Here is a 17,757-nt window from a genome sequence, read left to right as displayed (position 1 = left end):
CCATGAACGCCCCATCTCGCAAAGTCATCACTTACGGAACTTTCGATTTGCTGCACGTAGGCCACATCCGGCTGCTGGAGCGGGCGCGCGCGTTGGGCGATTACCTGCTCGTTGCGATCTCGACGGACGAGTTCAACGCGGTGAAGGGCAAGAAGTGCGTCTACGGGTTCCATGACCGCTTCGAAATCGTGAGCCGGTTGAAAATGGTCGATGAAGTCATCCCGGAGACCTGCTGGGAGCAGAAGCCGAACGACATCGTGACGCACGGGGCGTCCGTCTTCGTCATGGGACACGATTGGGCGGGAAAATTCGATCACCTGCGCGACTACTGCGAGGTGGTGTATCTACCGCGCACCGACGGAATCTCCACGACCTTCGTCAAGGAAACGATCAAAGGCGGCGCGGGCTTCCCGCCGCTCAAGATCGCGGTGTGATTGTCTCGATTTTCGCCTCAAGGTGAGGCGGCCCGTCGTGATCGGCGAGATGGCTGATTGCGTGAAAACGGCATGTTCTCAGCCGAGCTGGGACTCGGCATATCCGAAGCCGGATTTCCCGAATCCATTTCCATTGTAAAACATCAGCAGCCGGTCGTCGATTCGGAGACAATACGGGTAGGCGATCGCATCGGAGTCCCAGCCGCTTGCGGAGGTTGTGAAGCCGAATGCGTCGTCCTGTCGCCGCCAGTTAATGCCATCGGTCGACTCGGCGTAACCACCGCGATACGCGTGCTTGCGATCCGTGCGAAAGTCCACGAGGTCGCGGCGCGAATACCACATGCGATATCGGTCGCCGATTTTGAGTACGTTCGGGCGCGCCGTGGCTTCGAATTCGGTCGCGGGCGGGATGCAGCTGGTGTTGTTACGCACCCAGTCGATGCCGTTCTGCGACTCGGCGTATTTGATATGGTACCAGATTTCCGGACGGTGGTTGACGATCTTCCACTCGGTTCCGGACGTATACCACATGCGCCAGCGGTTGCCTTCTTTGATGACCTCGACCGCACCGTTGTAGTACGGCTCGTCTTTGGAGCGATCCAGCACGGCGCCGTCATAGAGACGCTCGAAATTAAGGCCACCGTCAGTGCTCACTGCGACGCCGATGGCATTGCGCATATGGACCGTGGTACCGACGTTGCAGCCAATGAAATACATGTAGAGTCGATCGCCATCACGACAGATCGAGCACACGTTGACGCCACTGTCGTCAAACGCGCCAATTTTTCCGGTGTCGAGCACCGGACGCGGGTGAATGTACTTAATCCGTGACGGATCTCCGGCGTCGACGTCGATAAAAGTGGTGCGAGTGACATTTTTTTCGTCCCGCGCGCCGAAAAACACCCGGATCGTTGTTGCGTCGAGCAGCAGCGGGGTGGGCTTGTGGCAGTGCGAACGGTCGAAGCCGTGACGGCCGTCCGCACAGTAGATCAGTCCCTTTTTTTTCCAGAGCATAGAGAATTAGGTCGAAACGAGAGCGGCCGGATCAGCTCCGGTTCTGGCGTTCCGTTGTTTTTCCCGCCAGAGCGAGTCGGCCTGCCCTGATTTCTTCAGGTAGCCTTTCGTAAGTGCAGTCATCGCTTTCTGGAGTGAATCGCTCGACGCTTCAGGGGTCGACGGCGTCACGGTGCGGCGTTGCGGCAGTTTGCCTGTTGGCGTGGCAAGAAGGACGGCTTCCCATCCATCGCTCAGTTGCACCCATTTGAAGGCGAACGCGTACTCCACGCCCAGCGAACGGATGAAGCGGGGAATCGTGATCGGGTCATCCCATTTGTGGTAAAGGCAGATCGCGAGCTTGGGCTGAAAGTGCTGGATCGTCCGGCTCGCGCCAGCCAGGGCCGCGAGTTCAGCGCCCTCGATGTCCATCTTGATGAAGTCGACGCGAGTGAGATGGTTTTGAATCACGTAGTCATCCAATGTGATCGTCGGGACGCGTTCTCCGCGAACATCCGTGCCGAAGATCGATGTCGAGCCTTCGCTTTTGCCGGGCGAGATCACGATCTCGCCGCCGGAGACGTCAGTCAGCGCGACTTTGTTGATGACGATCTTCGCCGGGCTGTCGCACACGCCGTTCCGCTGAAGATTGTGCTGCATCAACGCGATATTCTCGTCCAGCAGTTCGAAGCTGTGGATCTCGCATTGGCCGGCGAGCTTGTGATGAAAAAACACTGCTGTGTCGCCGATGAAGGCCCCCGCATCGATGATGACGTCGCCGGGCGAAAGGGTGACGTCCTTGTGTTCGTATTGATTGTAGAAGATGTCGTGGACGCCGAGGAACCAGTCGTAGCCCAGAAGCTGAAATGGGCAGCCTTGAGATGAAAAATCGCGGAGCAGATACTCTTTTCCGTCGAGTTTGATTCTGGGCCGCGGCTCTTCCTTCACGGTTTGAATTTTCTGTCGGTAAAGTCCGGCTTCGACCGCATTGACGAGGTCGAGCTTGGCCCAGCGTTTCAAAAACCACAGCAGGAAGCGCCGCTGGTCCTCACTGTCCAGTTGCTCGTAGAACGTCGACGAGATGACGCCGAGATGAGGACTGTATTTTTCGAACAGGGTGCAGAATTTATAGAGGTCGGCCTCTCCGATTTCGGAAAGCATCGCGGCGAGATCTTCCAGAAGTTTCATGGTGCTCCTTCGGACTGAGGTTGAGTGACGGTTGAGAGGACCTGCGATGATATGCAGAAAGAAGAGTGTAGAGGTTCGGCCGGCGCAGCGGTGGCGTTATGATGCCCCGGCTCGCGCAGTTTCGCGGGTCGAAAGGCCAACCGTCGCAGTCTGGCTCACGCGAAGGCTTTGGGCTGGGGCTGGAACCTGCCCGCCGAGGCAAGCCTTCACGCGCTCGCAGACACGTTGGCTGTTTTCCGCATCGCGGTATCTGAAGAAAAGCGTCCGGACCGTTTGCGCCTGTTCGGCGTAGCGGGCGGGCCCCCGGAGTGCGGCATCCATCGTGGAGAGGACCTCTTTGAAATCGCGACAGACCGGCCCGGGAAACGCCAGGGACGGCGCATACAGCAACCCATCTTGTTCGCGCTGATAGTGCTCGAGGTCGTAGGCAAACGAGATCGCCGGTTTGCCGAGGAAGGTCGTTTCAATATAGACGCTGGAGTAGTCGGTCACGAGCGCGGCGCATTCGCGGGCAAGCGCCGAAAACTCCGGGATGACGGCTGCCGAGAAATCCAGGATCGTCTCGTGATCCACGTAAGCGCCAAGATTGAACGTCTGCTCGCTGTTTTGGAAGTAGTGCGGACGAAACCCGAGCACGGCGTGGTGCGCCTGCAGCACGGTTTTCAGCTCCAAAATCTCTTCCGCGGAGAATTGGTAGTAGTAAGCGTCCGGGCTGATCGCGGTTTGTCGATACGTCGGGGCATAGACCACCAATCGTCGGCCGCGGCAAACCTCCCGGATTTGATGGATCGATTTTCGAATATAGGAGGGAAGCCGCGTTTCTTCCTGAAGCAGAAAATCGTTGCGCGGCAAACCCGTGACCCACACCTGCCCGTAGCGAAGCGGGTAAAACATCGCGGCCATCGCATAGCTGTCGACGTCGGAGGAGGCGATGAGGCCGGCGTAGTGGGCCCGTTCCTCGGAGCGATATTTGATTCTATCCGTCCGTTGTCGCGTCGCTTCATTCGTGGCGTGCAGGAGGCGTTTCAGCGGAATGCCATGCCAGAGGTTGACCACCACGCGACGCTTGAGGTCCAGCTTCAGGATCGCGAATCGCCGGTCGGGCCACCGGAACGAAAAATCCATCGTGATCGAATGGGAGAGGAAAACGACCTTGCAGCGCGCGAGCAGCCGGAGTCCACGGGCGGAGCCGTGTTCCACCATTTCGAAGTGGACTGCATCCTCGATCTGGAGATCCGGCTTGGCGCCGCGATAAAAGATCACTTTTCGAATCGCCGGATCGGCCTTCACTTGCTCGAAGACGGCTCGCTGATTTTCGACGAAGCGATCGCCGTGAAGATGATGCGTCGCGAAAGCCCAATAGTCCGGACGTTTTGGCACCAGCCGGTCGAACAGCCGCCAAAACACATGGAAAACCGGAAAGAGCGATCGCATCACGAGCATGGTGCGCGTTCGGCCTAGCCTTCAAACGTCATCCAGGCGCAGTGGGGATGAAGCGGACTGCGCTGCAGCCGCACCTGGTTGAGGCCAAACACCTCCGCGAGCGCTCGGGTTTCGCCGGGGAAGAATTTGCAGTTCAATTCATCGAACGCGATCACCGACCCGCGGGTCAGGCGGGGACGGATTTTTTCGAGAACGACCTTGGTCGGCTCATAGAGATCCATGTCGAGGATCAAGAGCGACACGATGGCATGCGGATTGTCGTGCATCCACCGGTCGACGGTTTCGCACGCGTCGCCCTTGATCAGCTCGAACTTTCTCAGGTGCGAGTGCGGCGGGAAGGATTCGATGAGGGAGAGGATTCGTTCCAGCAACTCCTCATAACCGGCGAGGGTGGCCATGTCACCCGTGCGATAAGTCCCGCCGTCCTTCTCGTGCACCGACGGAAAGCCGGCGAACGTATCGAAGCCGCAGATCGTGCGGCTGTGATTGAAGGGTTCGTGGATCGCGCGGAGATTGATGAGCTGTGCGAGTGTGGCGCCCCATTGCACGCCGAACTCGCAGATGACGCCGGGCACGTTCACGATCTGGCGGTAGAGCTGATCGAGATAAAGCACGCGCGAAATCGCCGAGACGTTTTGCGTCACCATCGCGTGGCGGGTCCACGACTGATCGCCGAAGCAGGGGAGCAGTTGCTCCGTCAGGCGGCGCAATTCAGCGAGCGCAGAATTGGCGGCATCGGTTTTGAAGGAGACCAGGTGCTTGCGGGGGAACTCGGCCGAGACAGGCGCAATGGCGGTTTGCATATAAAGAAAGGGACTTCAGAGCAGCGCTTCGACCATGTCGGGAGCGAACACCGCGATGCCGGCAACGCGGGCGACGTCCTGACGCTCGACAAAGGAGTCGTCGATCAGGATCGATTCGCGAGAATCGATGAATGCAGATTTCGGCTCCGATGCTTTCAGATGCAGCACCCGGTCAAACAACGCGCTCAGGCGAGCGTGCTTAAGCGTTTGTTCGAGGTCGCCGCGATGTCGCGTCAGCAGGGTGATTTTTTTTCCGTCGGACACCGCCTGATAAAGGAATGCGACGAGCGTGGCGTTGATCTTTTTTCCCAACAGGAGGCAGTCGTCCAGATCCACAAAAACCTGGGAGAACTGGAGACCGATGCGGTAGCGATTGGTCAGGGCGCGATCCAGTTCGATCTCGTAGCGATTCGGCTCCAGCACCACGTCCTGGTCGAATGCATCGAAAAGGCTGAGCAGCGCGAAGTTCACTCCGAGGCAGCGGAAGATGCCCGACGACCCGCCGAACCGGGCGGCGACTTCCAACAGCCGAGGCCGCCCATCGGCATGCTGCTTGGCCTGAAAGAACCAGGCGCCTCGTGGCCGTAACCGGCGGTTGATCGTTTCGGCCCAGTGCGCGAAATCCGCGGCAAATTCCGAGCACGGTGTCGTGTTGACGCTGATACCGTTGTTGATTCGATTACGCCGGCGTGCGGCGTGGAAACGCAGTTGTCCGTGCCGATCGGAAAAACAGTCGATGGTCCATTCCGGTCCCGGCAGATATTCCTGCAGGAGCATCGATTCCCGATGCCCTTCGAGGAACGAGCGGGTCGCGGCAGCGGAATCTGCTTTCAGGCAATGGCGGGTGCCGTAACCGCGGTCTGGTTTTATGAAAATCGGGAAGGCGGGAACCTCGTCGACGCTCGCAAATACCCGCGGTGTCGGAAGGTCTCCGCTCAATCGATGGTAGGTCGCGCTTTTCGATGCGCAGACGGCGGTGGTCTCCGGCGAGCTGCCAACGATGCGGCAGCCGATCGCTGTCCGGTGCGCCTGCAAGGTGGCCGCCACCGCGTCCATGGTGGGAAAGATGGCATCGATTTTTTGTTGTGCGACGAGGTCCTTGAGGCGCGGCACGAAATCCGGGTCGGTGTGAAACGGCAGGCCACCGATATAGTCATGGAAAACGAATCGTCCGTGATCCTCGACGCTGGATCCACCGATGAGTTCGAAATGGCGTGAGAACCGCACCGAGCGGTGAATCTCCAGTCCGATTTCGGACCCGCAGGGGAAGACGAGGATGCGGCGCATGGCAGGATGTCCTTGCAACTGCGTCAGGAAGCCAGGGCGCACTTCTCCGCGGCGGCGATGACCGACACGACCCGGTTGACATCGTGGTCAGTCATGGCCGGGAACATCGGCAGGCAGATGACCTGCAGCGCGAGGCGGGTCGCGACGGGTAGATTCTCCGCCGTCGCGCTTGGCAGACCGCGATACATCGGAAAGCTGCTGATGAGCGGATAGAAATAACGGCGGCCCCGAATGCCATAAGCCTTCATCGACTCGTAGAGCTCATCGCGGGTGAGCGGGTAGTCGGGCTGCACCAGGATCGGAAAATACGAATAATTCGCCGTCTCCTGGCCGGTCGGCTCGACGCAATGGATGCCCCTCACGCCGCGCAGGCGGGAACGATAGAGTTGATCGATTTGCCGGCGACGTGCGACCGCCTGCCCGAGATGCTTGAGTTGCAGGAGACCGAAGGCCGCGTTGATCTCGCTCATCTTGCCGTTGATCCCGGCAGCCACCACGGTGGTCTCGTTGACGAAGCCGAAGTTCTTCAGGTGGTCGATGTGCTGCTTGGTTCGGGCGTCTGGCGAAACGATCGCGCCGCCCTCGAACGTGTTGAAGACCTTTGTGGCGTGGAAACTCAGGATGGAGAGGTCGCCATGGTTGAGGATGCTCTGGCCGCGCGAGGTGACGCCGAACGCGTGAGCGGCGTCGTAGATCACCTTCAAATTGTAGTCGTCGGCAATTTGGCGAATGGCATCGACCTCGCAGGGATTGCCGTAGCAGTGCACCGGCATGATCGCAGCGGTCTGGGGCGTGATCGCCGCCTCGATTTTCTTCGGATCGAGGTTCAGTGAGACAGGATCGATGTCGACGAAGACCGGTTTGATGCCATTCCAGAGCAACGAATGCGTGCCGGCGACGAACGAGAAGGGCGTGGTGATGACCTCGCCGCTGATGCGCAAGGCCTGGAGTGCGGTGACAAGTGCGAGCGTGCCGTTTGCAAAAAGCGAAATGTGTTTTACTCCGAGATATTCACAAAGCTCGGCCTCGAGCTGCTGATGCATCGGCCCGCCGTTGGTGAGCGTCTTGCTGGCCCAGATCGATTCGAGGTAAGGGAGAAACTCCTCCAGTGGCGGCAGGTAGGGCTGGGTAACGAAGATGGGTTTATGCATGGAGTCGTTCGAGGGCTGGAGGGACGGCACGGAGAGGAATTGCGCGACGAGCCGGCTTTTTTCTTCAGGGTCGAGCGCCGACCCGTCGATGCGCTGGCGAAGATCGGTGACGGCCTGCCGATTCCCAAGCCGCTCATGTAGGCGAACGAGCGCCAGCCAGGTTTTCACGCGAACCGCTTCTTTTTTTTGCGCGGAAAGTGGCGTCCAGGTGCTGTAGGGGTTTTCGCGGCGGACCGACCCGACGAAGGTCTCAAAGTAGGCGCCCTGACCCAGGGTTCCGAGGTAAGAGGTGAGGAACTGGTCGCCGATCGGCGAAAGCGCGCGCTCTTCGGGCATCACGGAAAAGGTCTTTCGGAAGACGAGCGTCTGGAGCCAAATCAGGCGGGATACATTCATCAACTCCCGCCGCGTCAGCACCCGATCGGTATCGGTCTGAATCCACCGGCGAACGCTGAGCTGCGCTTCGTTGTAGAGATAGTAGTTATGCCCGCAGCACGAGAAATCGGGATGTTGTTCGAGAAACCCAATCTGCTTCTGTAGCTTCCCCGGATGGATCCAGTAGTCGTCGCCTTCGCACATCGCCACGTAGCGTCCGCGCGCGAGCTTCAACAACAACTCGGCGGGCCGCACGCCGCGCGAAACCTGGTTTTGCGTCTGCAACGTCGCGTGGATGAGCGCCGGATATCGCGACTGCCATGCGCGAATAATTTTTGCGGTGCCGTCGGTCGACGCGTCGTCGTGAATCAGGATTTCGAAGGGGAAGGAGGTTTCCTGCGTAAGGAAGCCGCGAATCGTCGTGTCCAGGTAGCGTTCGTGATTATAGGTCGTGCAGATGATGCTCACCAGGGGCGCAGTCGAGTGACTCCATGCAGCGAGAATGGCGTCCTGGGAACGCGGCTCCTGCTTGAGAGCGATGGTGGCGTAGTCCGCTCCCAAACCTCGGCGCGCCATTTCCTCCGCTTCCGCGTAGCGCGTGAGACGGTGCAGACATTCCGCCGCGTGGGCGTAGACCTGGCGGGGCGATCCTCGTCCGAGTTCCGCCAACAAGGCCTCAAATGCATGCAGGGCCGGTTGCCATTGCCCGTGCTGCAGCTTCAGCTCGGCGGCGTGGATCGATTCGACGGTGCCGATCGCACGTTCGATCGATTCGAGCACCGGGTCGGAATCCGCGGGATTCCCAAAGGCGGCTGCGATCTGGCCGGCAAGAGAGCGCAGGCCCCGTCGGTCGGCCGGCGCGTTCGGTGAGCTTGGGTTGGCGGCGCTCCGGCACGTGCGAAGAATGCTTCGATGGCGGTCCGGTGAATCCGAATGTCGGATACCCAGCGCCGCAATGAAGGCGACGAGGTCGCCACCGCCGACGCGCAGGGCGGTAAGGAGTGTGTCGCGCTCGAACAGCCGCTTCGTTCCAATTTGTTCGATTGCGGCGAGCTGCCCGCGATCGTCGCGCGTGCGGAGCTGCTGGGCGAGGGCCTGAAGCTGCATGACCAAGTCGATATTCACCGATGAGACGCCGGTGGATGCCGTGGGAGGGAAGAGGCGAGTGACAGGCGTATGGGTCATGGAAACGGCGTGGCCGCGCTCGTGCGCTGGAGCCCAAGCTAATCCAATACCAAGTGAGGATGCCGTTTGTTTAACGGTTTATATAAAGAGTTTTAGCAATTTATATTTTGGTGCCGCCATGAGAGAGGGAAAAATATTCCGCCTTGGATTCGGAGGCACCGCTACCTCCCATCGCGCCCTTTGCAGGAGGTGCGGGCCGGATGCGAAAGTGGGCAAGCTCCGGTTCGTGGGATCAAAGTGGGGGCAAAATTTGCCACTTGGGGCGAACGCGTCGCATCCCGCAGTCAGTCCTCCGGTATTGTCAAAATATTTTATCCGCCTGTTGATGAGTTAGATAACAGCCTGGAATTACAGGTGGTTCGGCCCGTGCTTCCGGCGGGCTGATCTCATCTTCCGCCTCCGTCCCGCTGATTCCGCTAGGTTGCCCTATGTGCATTCTCGTCTGCTCCTCCTACCTTCCCTCCGGATTGGCCATCCCGCGGCTCGCGGAGGAACAGGTTAATAGCAGCCCGTTCTTGCAGGACGAGGCGCTCAACGGGCGGGTGCTCACCTTGAGATCGCCGAGTGCGACTCACGACATCACGGGCTTGCTCGCCCGGATTCCGCTCGAGCAGCTGCCCGACGCGATCGTGTGCATCCATGATTCGAGCACCGCCGCGTGGCCCAACGGGCTGCCGGCGCTGCCCACGCCCAAGGTGCTGATCGTAGCCGAGGTGCCGCTGAATGCGACGGCGATGCGACGCTTGATCGATTACGCGAACACCCAGGCTTTCGATCGGATCGTCATCACCTCGTCGCGACAGGATGTGGACCTCTTCCATGCCGCGGGGCTGAAGAATCTTTTCTGGTTTCCCGGCTTGCTGTTCCCGCACGGCGACCACGTCGTGAAAGCCGCGCGCCGGGCTTCGCGCGAGCCGTGCTTTGCTCTCGTGAATGGGCTGGGCAATGCGATCTACCGTCGACAGCGGCTGGCCGGTGCGCTCGCGGACGCGGGGCTGGCGACGGACTTTCGGCCTTTCGCTCCCCGGGAATGGCTCACGCATTTCGGCGGTTCGCGCTTTGTCGTGGCGCCCAGCAATGCCGGCGAACTCGGGTTGGAGCTGTTCCACGGCTTGGCAGTCGGGTCGGCGATACTGGTCGATCGGTTGCCGGAAGCGTGCAAACTGGAAGCGCTCTGGCGCGATGGAGCCGAGCTTGTGACCTATGGCTCACCGGCCGAACTAGTGGAGCGGGCGAGGCATTGGCGAGACTGCCCGGCGGAAGCGGACGCGGTCGGTAAACGTGCCGCCCAGTGGTTCGACCAACATTTCAACGAGCAAAAGCGGCGCGCCGCATTTGAGCGGCTCGTTTTCGATGGCGTCGCGGAGCCGCGGTTCGCGGTATCGTTTCCGGAAAGCCGGCGGATCTTCTTCGCCGCCCGCAGCGGCGCACCGACCGGGTTGATCGCGGCGCGACGCGAACTCCAACGGCTGCAATCGGAGCTGGAGGTAGTCCGAGTGGTCTGCCCGGCTGCTGTCCCGGCCGAGATCGAACCCCTCCTCGGCGCGCTACCCCGAATCGTGCTCGAGTCCAACGCGCCCGACCGCACCGTGGTTTCGGCGGATTTGGTGGTGGTGAACCGGGCGACGCTGACGCCGACGTTGGCGGCCGCAGCGAAGCGTCTCTGGATCTGGGACGCTACCATCGAAGAGTTGGGGGCGTTGCGTCAAAGACTCGCTTCGAATGGACTTCAAATGCCGGCCGACGGCGCTGGTTTTTTTCTCCGGGCATCGGCGGACGCGGGCGCGCCGGAAGAGGCTGAAGGCCGCAAGGCCCGTTCGCTACTGGAGAGCGGAGACGTGGCCGGGGCGCTGCAATGCGCTCGCTCGGTGGCGGCCAAGTATCCGCGCTCGCTGGAAGCGTATCTGGTCCTCGCGGAACTCGCGATCGAAGGAGGTAACAACGACCTCGCGGACCGGATGCTCGCGAAAGCCCGTGAGATCAGTGCCGGCGAATCAAGGATAGCGCTGTTAGCCGATCCGGCATTTCGACGCAGGGCGCGACGAAAATTGCTCGCGCGAGCGATCGCTGGTGCGTGGCAGTCCTACGATGCGCAGGATTGGCGGACCGCGTATGTGACGGCGATCAAGATTCGCACGGGGGATCCGGCCTGCGCCGAAGCTTTTTTCATCGAGGGGCTGGCTGGCATTCGCGTCGCCACCGACGGCGGCGTATGGCGCGAATGGGGGAAGGCGCTCCGGGCTTTGACGCGCGCGGTCGAGCTCGCCCCGCACCGATGGGACTACCAGCACGCGCTCGGCGTCTCGCGCCGCAATTCCGGTGGCATGATGCCGGATGCCGTTCCAGCTTTCGAAGCGGCGCTGCGCCTGGATCCGGAAAACACCGACGATTGGTTCGGCCTCGGTGAAACCTTCATGGCGCTCGGTGAATTCGAGCGGGCCGAGCAAAGTTTCCGCGAGGGTTTGCGCTGTGCCCCGCAGAGTCTCGGGCTGCTGCGATGGCTGGGCCATGCGATCAAGCGTCAGGGTCGCATCGACGAAGCCCAGCTCTGGTATGCGCGAAGCGTCAGCCGCCGCGGGGCGAAAGACGTGGTGACACCGCGGCCGCTACTTAGCGAGCGCCGCCGGGTAATTTTCGTCGTCCAGAACGGTCACTCCTGGCCCTGCATGGCGACGATCTACGAGGCCTTCGCCGCCGATCCTCGTTGGGAGACCATCATCGTGGCATTGCCGTGGCAGCACCCGACGTTCGGCTCCACCAGTCAGAAGAATCAGGACTGGATCTTTGGATTCCTGAAAGATCAGAAGGTCCCACACATCGATTGGGAGCGTTTCCCGATCTTGGAGACGCCCGCGGATCTGGTTTTCCTCCAGAATCCCTACGATAACACGCGTCCCAAAGGCTGGCAGGTGCCGGATCTTATTCGAGCCGGTCACCGGCTGTGCTACGTGCCTTACGCGATCGAAATGGTGGGCAACTTCGAGCAAGTGCTCTATCAATTCAATTATCCGCTGCAGCAGTTTGCCTGGGCGGTGTGTGCGCGTTCCGAGCCGCATCGCGCGCTCTTCGCAGACCATTGCACCGCGGGCAATCACCACGTGATCGCCACGGGCCATCCGAAGTTCGACCGATTGGGACGCGATCAAGTGCAGCCCGACCCGGAGTTGGTCGCGTTTGCGCGGGGGCGGCCGCTGATTCTCTGGAATCCGCACCACGACACGCGTTTGAACGGAACGCGCTTCGGTCCGAGCTATTCGACCTTCCTGCGGTGGCGTCGCTTCCTGCTGGAGGAGTTTCGGCGCCGGACCGACCTCGCGTTCGTGATTCGGCCGCATCCAACGTTTTTTTCGGCCATGGAAGATCGCGGATTCATGACGCACGAGGAAGCCGAAGCGTTCATCCAGGAATGCCGCGATTCGAATGTCTTCTATCACCGGTCGCCTGCCTATTTCCCGCTGCTGGCCGCAGCGGACGCAATCATCTCGGATTGCGTGTCACTGGTCGTGGAGTTTGGCATCACCGGCAAACCTGTCTGTCACCTCTATAATCCGAACGGTCCGGTGTCGCATCACGAATACGCGGTCGACCTGGATTACGTCCGCCAGCATACGATCTGGGCCTCCAGCGAGACGCAGATCCGAGAGTTTTTCGACCGTGTGCCGGCCCTGATCCAGGATGCGGACGCCCGCGCGGTGCGCGCCGCCGAACTGCGCCGCCGCATGGGCGTGTGCGAAGAAGGGATAGGAAACAAAGTGAAACGACTTCTCGAAACGCGGCTGGAGCGAACGGTCGCCACCGAGGAGGCCGCAGCCCTGCTCTGAATCGAAAGTTGTTTCTTCGCGTCATGAGCATTGGCACTTTTTTGGGTCGCAAGCGTCTCGTTCGTATCTGCTTCTTCAATACTTGGGCGGGCGCGCTCGACGATGCGGCGGCCTATGTGGAGCGCGTGCGGGCGCTGGAGCTGGCTCCGTTCGTCGCGAATCCGGCGGACGCGGCGCTCATGCGCAAGGCGCGGCTCGACTGCGACTGGTATGGCGAGAATTTGCGATGTTTTGCGGCGATGCAGCATCCGCGGATGGAGTTTTTGCCCGCGTGGGTTTGCGGGACGCGCGGGTTGATCGAACTGACGGAGCGCACACCCAGGGCGCTCGCGGCGGCGCCGGGAGTCCCCGCCCTACAACGCTCCGAGGAGCGTTGGCTGATCCTCATGGGACATCAGCCGCAGGCGCTCGGAGCGAACGCGGGAAAGGTGTTCTCCCTGCTGTCGCGAATGGGCGTGAAGCTGCTGTTCTATGCCTTCGACGAGGCGAGCCGGTTCATGCCGTGCTTCTCCGACATCGCGCCGCATCTCGATGTGCTGATTCACGACGAATCGCCGCTCGACGAAAAGGCCCGCGCCAAACTGAAGCCGGGCTGCCGGACGATTCATCGCAGCTGGGTCGCGAACGTCGTCCCGTTCGCGGTGCCGTTCAACGAAGCGCCGGAGGAGAAGATCGTTTTCCTCGGGTCGCAGCTCGGGCTCACGCCGCATCGCCTGCGGCAGATCGAATTTTTGCGAAAGACCTTCAAGGACCGCTTCGTCCCGTTTCACGATCACTCGGTAGCCGTCGCCGAACGCGATGCGCTCAACCGGTTCAAAGTGGGTTTCTGTCCCGAAGGTCGAAAGTTCACCACGCCGGCGATGGCAAAGACGCACACCGACCGGCCGTTCTGGTCGGGTTGTCTGGGGCTGGTGCCGGTGAGCGAAGATTCGAAATCGGGCGGGCGCTTGCAGGAGCTGCACGACGCGTCGCTGATCTCGCGTTACGCTCATGCGGATTTGAAAGACCTCGCAACGCAGTGCGAGCGCGCCCTGGCGATGTCGAACGAAGAGCGCCGGCGGATCTATGACCATTTCAACCGTCACGAAACGGTCGGAACAATCGTGGCCGAAGCGATCGCGGCGGCTGGGTGAGAGGAACCACGAAAGACACGAAACACACGAAAATCGACCCGGACAGAGGAGCCCACGGAACACACGGAAAACACGGAATTCAGAATCTTGGATCCGGGTATTTTCCGTGTGTTCTGTGTATTCTGTGGGCGGGTATGCTTTTCGTGTCTTTCGTGTATTTCGTGGTTCCTGATCTTGGCGCGGAGGACGCGGTTCGATTTGCTCGGAAGCGCTCATGGTTGTTCCGAAACTGAAAGCGCTCATCCTCGATCGCGACGGCACGCTCATCGTGCACGTGCCGTATCTCGCCGATCCGGCGCAGGTGGAGTTGCTGCCCGGCGTGCGCGAGGGGTTGCTCGCGGCGCAGCGGGCTGGGCTGAAACTTTTTTTGCATAGCAACCAGTCGGGCGTGGGCCGCGGGTTGTATCCGTTGGAGGCGGTGCATGCGTGCAACCATCGACTGATTGAGCTGCTGGAGCTGGGCGGGACGCCGTTTGCGCGGATCTGCATCGCGCCGGAGCGGCCGGACGAGGCGAGCGTTTATCGCAAGCCGTCGCCGGCGTTCGCGCGCGAGGTGTTGAAAGACTTCAACCTTCGGCCGGAAGAGGTGTGCTATATCGGCGATCGCGGGCTCGACTTGGAAACGGCGGCGCGGGCGGGCACGCGTGGCGTGGGCGTGGCGACCGGACTCGAAGATCTGCGCGCGGAACTCGCGGCGGCAAAACTGGCGGATGTTTACCGGGTGTTCGAACGCTTCGATGACGCGGTCCGTCACCTGCTCGCGGAAGCGAAGTAGGACCACGAAAGACACGAAATCCGGAGTGGCCCACGGAACACACGGAGGACACGGAATTCGGATTTGGGAAATCGCGGTTCCGGCGCGGTTACCTCGGGGCCCCTCGCCCGACGCCACAGGGATCGCTGCCACGATCGGATCGGGTTTCCGTGTCTTCCGTGTGTTCCGTGGGCCTTCTCCGATCAGGGATTCGGTTCAGGAAATCTTTCGTGTCTTTCGTGAGTTTCGTGGTTCTCTGCCGCCATGCCTCGTGTTGCACCACCCACCTTTGAAGAATCCGTCCAGGAACTTGCGGCTGTCGTGTCGGCTTCGGCCCAGCTCGGGCCGGCGGTGCGCGCGGCGGGGCGCGATCTGGTCGCCTGTCTGCGGCGCGGCCGGAAGATTCTGACCTGCGGCAATGGCGGGAGCGCGGCCGATGCGCTGCATCTCGCGCAGGAGCTGGTCGGCTGCTACGAAGCGGAGCGGCGCGGCCTGCCGGCGCTCTGCCTCAGTGGCGATGGCACCGCGCTGACGTGCATCGGCAACGATTACGGTTTCGAGGAAATCTTCGCGCGCGGCGTGGAAGCCTTCGGACAGAAGGGCGACGTGCTGGTGGCGTTCAGCACCAGCGGCAACAGCGCCAATATCCTCGCGGCGCTGAAGCGCGCCCGCCGGCTCGGCGTGAAAACGATGCTCTTGAGCGGCAAGGACGGGGGCAAGGCGCGGCGGCTCGCCGACCATGCGCTCGTGGTGCCGAGCGCGCGGGTCGCGCGTATCCAGGAAGTGCACACGCTGATCATTCACCAGTTCCTGGAGATGATCGACGCGGAACGCTGGCGGTGACCGGCGGCGCTTCGGCGCGCCGTCCCGGCGGGCGGTGACGGTTGAAAATGCGAAGGCCCCGGCGGGGAGCCGGGGCCTGTTGCACTGACGCAATCACGAATCTGACTGACTGCTTGGCCGGGTATCCGCTTTCGCAGGACGCGAGGCGGTTTTTTCCAACTACCCGACAACCTCGTGCCGGGGCCTCCGCAGGGATTGCCGCGGTCGCCTTTTGCCTGGCCGCCGCGCGATACGGCGGCCAGGAGGGCGATACAGGGCAATCCCTGTGCGGAGTTTACTTACTGGAGCAGACGGAGCGCGGTCTGGGCGCTCTGGTTCGCCTGTGACAGCATGGCGGTGCCGGCGGAGACCAGGGTGTTCCAGCGGGCGAGCTGGGTCGATTCCTGGGCGACGTCGACGTCGACGATGCGGCTCGAGGCGGCCTCGAGGTTGGCCTTGTTGACCGTGAGCAGCTCGGACGCGAATCCGAGGCGGCTCTGTTCGGCACCGTTTTCGGCGCGCATCGTGGCGACGTTCTGAATCGCGTCGGTGATGTCGCTGAGCTCGATGCCGGACAGCGTGGTGACGCTGGACGCATTGAGCTTGCCGATGCCCGAGCCGGAGCTGGACAGGTCGCGGCCCTTGATCGTGACGGCCGAGGACGAGTTGGCGTCCTCGGTGACGTTCACCGAGAGGTTGCCCGAACCGAAGAGGGCCACGCCGTTGAACTTCTCGTCGGTGATCGCCGACAGCTGGTCTTGCAGCGCGGTGAATTCCGAGTCGTAGTTCGCGAGGTCGTCGCTGTTCTTGGTCGGGTCGGCATAGAGCGTCTTGAGCTCGCTCATGCGGTCCAGGATCTTCCCGGTGACCTTCAAGGCACCGTCCTGGGTTTGCAGGTAAGAGGTCGCGTTGCCGATGTTCGTCGCAACGGCGCCCTGACGGACGGCCGCGGCGGACAATTTCATCGAGACAGCGAGACCGCCGGCATCGTCGGACGGGTTCACGATTTTCGAGCCGCTGGACAGCCGGTTGAGGCTCCGTTGCAACGAGGCGTTGCTGGCGGCGAGGTTGTTCGCCGCAACGGTCGCGGCGTAGTTGGTATTAATCACGACTGGCATGGTCTATCCTTGATCTTAAGCTGCGACACTCCGTAGTCGCCACGGGCCCTGATAGACGGCGTGGACCGCGCCGTTCGAGGCGAATGCCTCAAAGGGGATTGCGCTGCTGCCGCGCAAAAAAGGGGAGGGAACTTCAAGGACTGGCTTCGGGCCCCACAGATTCAGACAACCGCGTGAGAATCTCTGCGTCGCGCGAGCGGGTCACTACTCCGCCCGCGCGGTGGGCAAGGAAGCTATTCCTGGATTACTGGAGCAGCTTGAGTGCGGTCTGCGCACTCTGATTGGCCTGCGAGAGCATCGCCGTGCCGGCCTGCACGAGGGTGTTCCAGCGGGCGAGCTGGGTCGATTCCTGGGCAACATCCACGTCGACAATGCGGCTCGAGGCGGCCTCGAGATTGGCCTTGTTGACCGTGAGCAATTCGGCGGCGAAGCCGAGGCGGCTCTGTTCGGCGCCGTTTTCGGCGCGGAACGTCGCGACATGCTGGATCGCGTCGGTGATGTCCTTGAGCTCGATGCCGGAGAGCGAGGTCACGGTGTCCAAAGTCAGCGCGCCGACGCCCGAGGTGGAACTCGAGAGGTCGCGACCCTTGATCGTGACCGCCGAGCTGGAGCCACCGTCTTCCGTGACGGAGACCGAGAGCTCGCCGGAGCCGAAGAGCGTGACGCCGTTGAACTTTTCCTGGGTCAGGGCCGAGAGCTGGTCCTGGAGCGCCTTGAACTCCGCGTCGTAGTTCGCGAGGTCGTCGCTGTTCTTGGTCGGATCGAGGTAGAGCGTCTTCAGCTCGCCCATGCGATCGAGGACCTTGCCGGCGACCTTGAGCACGCCGTCCTGCGTTTGCAGATACGAGGTGGCATTGCCGATGTTCGTGCCCACCGCGCCCTGGCGGACGGCGGCGGCGGACAGTTTCATGGACACGGCGAGACCACCGGCGTCGTCGGCGGGGTTGACGATTTTCGAACCGCTCGAAAGCCGGTTGAGGCTGCGCTGCAGCGAGGCGTTGGAAGCGGTCAGGTTGTTCGCAGCCACGGTGGCCGCGAAGTTGGTGTTGATGACAACTGGCATGATATCTTCCTTGATGCTAAGCGCGACGTCCGTGTCGCATTCGGATCGAGTGGGGTCGGCTCTCGATCTCGCCGGTCGCGACATTTGTCTCGACGGGGCCTGATATCGGCGACCGTCAAGCGTCGTTTAGCGAAAATTCTCCAAAATCTTCCGGCACTTAAGATTTTGCCAAAAGTGACGATGCCTC

14 protein-coding genes and 1 pseudogene are annotated in these 17,757 nt (G+C 61.5%); 6 read left to right on the top strand and 9 right to left on the bottom strand.

Annotated features, from left to right (window positions below):
• The first annotated feature begins 2 nt into the window (after positions 1–2).
• Entirely contained in the window at positions 3–434 is a 432-nt protein-coding gene (locus tag AC6RV7_RS02815) for an adenylyltransferase/cytidyltransferase family protein (RefSeq protein WP_500092381.1), read from the top strand.
• Between the two features lie 78 nt (positions 435–512).
• Here the strand turns inward: AC6RV7_RS02815 and AC6RV7_RS02810 are convergent, their stop codons facing one another.
• The 7 genes and pseudogenes from AC6RV7_RS02810 to AC6RV7_RS02780 all read right to left on the bottom strand — a co-directional run.
• Entirely contained in the window at positions 513–1,448 is a 936-nt protein-coding gene (locus AC6RV7_RS02810) for a glycoside hydrolase family protein (RefSeq protein WP_500092380.1), read from the bottom strand.
• Positions 1,449–1,454: 6 nt separating this feature from the next.
• Positions 1,455–2,588: an FkbM family methyltransferase gene (locus AC6RV7_RS02805; protein ID WP_500092379.1), complete on the bottom strand. Its 1,134-nt coding sequence runs from the start codon at positions 2,586–2,588 to the stop codon at positions 1,455–1,457.
• Positions 2,589–2,711: 123 nt separating this feature from the next.
• Positions 2,712–4,049: a CDP-glycerol glycerophosphotransferase family protein gene (locus tag AC6RV7_RS02800; protein ID WP_500092378.1), complete on the bottom strand. Its 1,338-nt coding sequence runs from the start codon at positions 4,047–4,049 to the stop codon at positions 2,712–2,714.
• Positions 4,050–4,072: 23 nt separating this feature from the next.
• On the bottom strand, positions 4,073–4,861 hold the full coding sequence (locus AC6RV7_RS02795; protein ID WP_500092377.1) for a TylF/MycF/NovP-related O-methyltransferase: 789 nt from the start codon (positions 4,859–4,861) through the stop codon (positions 4,073–4,075).
• 15 nt (positions 4,862–4,876) lie between these two features.
• Positions 4,877–6,148: an ATP-grasp domain-containing protein gene (locus tag AC6RV7_RS02790; RefSeq protein ID WP_500092376.1), complete on the bottom strand. Its 1,272-nt coding sequence runs from the start codon at positions 6,146–6,148 to the stop codon at positions 4,877–4,879.
• Positions 6,149–6,171: 23 nt separating this feature from the next.
• Positions 6,172–7,299 carry a DegT/DnrJ/EryC1/StrS family aminotransferase gene (locus tag AC6RV7_RS02785; RefSeq protein ID WP_500093006.1) on the bottom strand — a complete coding sequence of 376 codons (1,128 nt, stop codon included), beginning with the start codon at positions 7,297–7,299 and terminating at the stop codon, positions 6,172–6,174.
• A gap of 450 nt (positions 7,300–7,749) precedes the next feature.
• Positions 7,750–8,250, bottom strand: a pseudogene (locus AC6RV7_RS02780) (glycosyltransferase family 2 protein); the annotation flags it as partial.
• Between the two features lie 357 nt (positions 8,251–8,607).
• Between AC6RV7_RS02780 and AC6RV7_RS02775 the strand changes: the two are divergent.
• From AC6RV7_RS02775 to AC6RV7_RS02755, 5 genes are all read left to right on the top strand, one after another.
• A complete protein-coding gene (locus tag AC6RV7_RS02775) occupies positions 8,608–8,805 on the top strand; it encodes a hypothetical protein (protein WP_500092375.1) in 198 nt (65 codons plus the stop codon).
• Between the two features lie 482 nt (positions 8,806–9,287).
• Positions 9,288–12,680, top strand: a complete 3,393-nt coding sequence (locus tag AC6RV7_RS02770) for a tetratricopeptide repeat protein (RefSeq protein WP_500092374.1) — start codon at positions 9,288–9,290, stop codon at positions 12,678–12,680.
• Positions 12,681–12,703: 23 nt separating this feature from the next.
• Positions 12,704–13,813: a hypothetical protein gene (locus AC6RV7_RS02765; RefSeq protein WP_500092373.1), complete on the top strand. Its 1,110-nt coding sequence runs from the start codon at positions 12,704–12,706 to the stop codon at positions 13,811–13,813.
• A 214-nt stretch (positions 13,814–14,027) separates the two neighbouring features.
• The gene (locus tag AC6RV7_RS02760) at positions 14,028–14,588 is read left to right on the top strand and encodes a D-glycero-alpha-D-manno-heptose-1,7-bisphosphate 7-phosphatase (RefSeq protein WP_500092372.1); all 561 of its coding nucleotides are present in this window, start codon (positions 14,028–14,030) and stop codon (positions 14,586–14,588) included.
• Positions 14,589–14,831: 243 nt separating this feature from the next.
• Positions 14,832–15,410 (top strand): D-sedoheptulose-7-phosphate isomerase, encoded by a 579-nt coding sequence (locus AC6RV7_RS02755; protein WP_500092371.1) that lies wholly within the window; start codon positions 14,832–14,834, stop codon positions 15,408–15,410.
• Positions 15,411–15,688: 278 nt separating this feature from the next.
• On the opposite strand, the gene AC6RV7_RS02750 is transcribed toward AC6RV7_RS02755, so the two are convergent.
• Both AC6RV7_RS02750 and AC6RV7_RS02745 read right to left on the bottom strand, forming a co-directional pair.
• Positions 15,689–16,507: a flagellin gene (locus AC6RV7_RS02750; RefSeq protein WP_500092370.1), complete on the bottom strand. Its 819-nt coding sequence runs from the start codon at positions 16,505–16,507 to the stop codon at positions 15,689–15,691.
• A 244-nt stretch (positions 16,508–16,751) separates the two neighbouring features.
• On the bottom strand, positions 16,752–17,570 hold the full coding sequence (locus AC6RV7_RS02745; protein ID WP_500092369.1) for a flagellin: 819 nt from the start codon (positions 17,568–17,570) through the stop codon (positions 16,752–16,754).
• Positions 17,571–17,757 lie beyond the last annotated feature (187 nt).

Source organism: Opitutus sp. sgz309028 (assembly GCF_059821195.1).
This window is presented reverse-complemented; position numbering and strand designations above follow the sequence as displayed.

Coding starts and splice junctions, on each gene's coding strand:
- AC6RV7_RS02805 (WP_500092379.1), bottom strand. CDS start 2,588: ATGCTTTCCGAAATCGGAGAGGCCGACCTCTATAAATTCTGCACCCTG.
- AC6RV7_RS02800 (WP_500092378.1), bottom strand. CDS start 4,049: ATGCGATCGCTCTTTCCGGTTTTCCATGTGTTTTGGCGGCTGTTCGAC.
- AC6RV7_RS02765 (WP_500092373.1), top strand. CDS start 12,704: ATGAGCATTGGCACTTTTTTGGGTCGCAAGCGTCTCGTTCGTATCTGC.
- AC6RV7_RS02745 (WP_500092369.1), bottom strand. CDS start 17,570: ATGCCAGTTGTCATCAACACCAACTTCGCGGCCACCGTGGCTGCGAAC.
- AC6RV7_RS02760 (WP_500092372.1), top strand. CDS start 14,028: ATGGTTGTTCCGAAACTGAAAGCGCTCATCCTCGATCGCGACGGCACG.
- AC6RV7_RS02815 (WP_500092381.1), top strand. CDS start 3: ATGAACGCCCCATCTCGCAAAGTCATCACTTACGGAACTTTCGATTTG.
- AC6RV7_RS02795 (WP_500092377.1), bottom strand. CDS start 4,861: ATGCAAACCGCCATTGCGCCTGTCTCGGCCGAGTTCCCCCGCAAGCAC.
- AC6RV7_RS02810 (WP_500092380.1), bottom strand. CDS start 1,448: ATGCTCTGGAAAAAAAAGGGACTGATCTACTGTGCGGACGGCCGTCAC.
- AC6RV7_RS02785 (WP_500093006.1), bottom strand. CDS start 7,299: ATGCATAAACCCATCTTCGTTACCCAGCCCTACCTGCCGCCACTGGAG.
- AC6RV7_RS02790 (WP_500092376.1), bottom strand. CDS start 6,148: ATGCGCCGCATCCTCGTCTTCCCCTGCGGGTCCGAAATCGGACTGGAG.
- AC6RV7_RS02755 (WP_500092371.1), top strand. CDS start 14,832: ATGCCTCGTGTTGCACCACCCACCTTTGAAGAATCCGTCCAGGAACTT.
- AC6RV7_RS02775 (WP_500092375.1), top strand. CDS start 8,608: ATGTCGGATACCCAGCGCCGCAATGAAGGCGACGAGGTCGCCACCGCC.
- AC6RV7_RS02770 (WP_500092374.1), top strand. CDS start 9,288: ATGTGCATTCTCGTCTGCTCCTCCTACCTTCCCTCCGGATTGGCCATC.
- AC6RV7_RS02750 (WP_500092370.1), bottom strand. CDS start 16,507: ATGCCAGTCGTGATTAATACCAACTACGCCGCGACCGTTGCGGCGAAC.